Origin of the sequence: Massilia sp. TWP1-3-3, assembly GCF_049897805.1 — a bacterium.
In the GTDB taxonomy this organism is placed as follows: Bacteria; Pseudomonadota; Gammaproteobacteria; order Burkholderiales; family Burkholderiaceae_D; genus Telluria_A.
In genome coordinates, this window is the sequence record NZ_JAFCWX010000132.1 from 1 (window position 1) to 716 (window position 716).

Here is a 716-nt window from a genome sequence, read left to right on the forward strand (position 1 = left end):
ATTGGTCGGCGCGCATGGTCATGACGACGGCGCGCTCTTGAGTAGTCAGATGTTTGTAGATTTTTGCCATGGCGGCACCTTACAGCAGAAGGTGTTGCACTTGGTCTTTGAGAACGCCGTGAATGGGCAATGATTTCCCCCGTGGCCTCGTCAGTCAACTGCATCTTTCGATTGAATATGCCAATTGTTGAGCTGGGTAGTGGGGAGAAAGAAGCCTCTAAACGCCCACCACGGTCGAACAGGTGTTGCCCGCCCTTTACTGTGAAATTGCCGGGACACGCAAAGGTGATGTTTCCGCCTTCTAGCGTGATCGACGACACTCCCGATTGCAGCACAATCTTTTCGCTAGCGGTGATTTTGATCGAATCGTTAACCGAAATGATCGTAACCGCCTTGTCCGCTAAAATCTCCAGTTGATCCGTGTGCGCCTGCAACGACACCGGCCCATTGCCCGCAATCGCCTGGATCCCGCCCGCGTGCGTAAACAAATTCACAGCGTTCGCCGCCACCGACGACACCGTGTGCGCGGCCGTCATGTGCAAGTCCGAGCGGGTCGTCCACTGCAAATGCTCGCCCGCATACATAACGGTCGATGCAGGCGTGGCCCAGTTGATGCTGGCTGGCGCGTCCATCAGCACGATCGGCTTGCCGAATTTTTCCACTGGCTGCTCGCTATCGAGCTCGCGCTCGCCCAGCTTGGCCTTGCTGGCATCCTG

Annotated in this window: 1 pseudogene; it reads right to left on the minus strand. The window is 56.6% G+C overall.

The features are described from left to right. Positions 1-293: 293 nt before the first annotated feature. Positions 294-632 (minus strand): annotated as a pseudogene (locus tag ACP7D4_RS28175) (DUF2345 domain-containing protein); the annotation flags it as partial. Between the last annotated feature and the right edge of the window lie 84 nt (positions 633-716).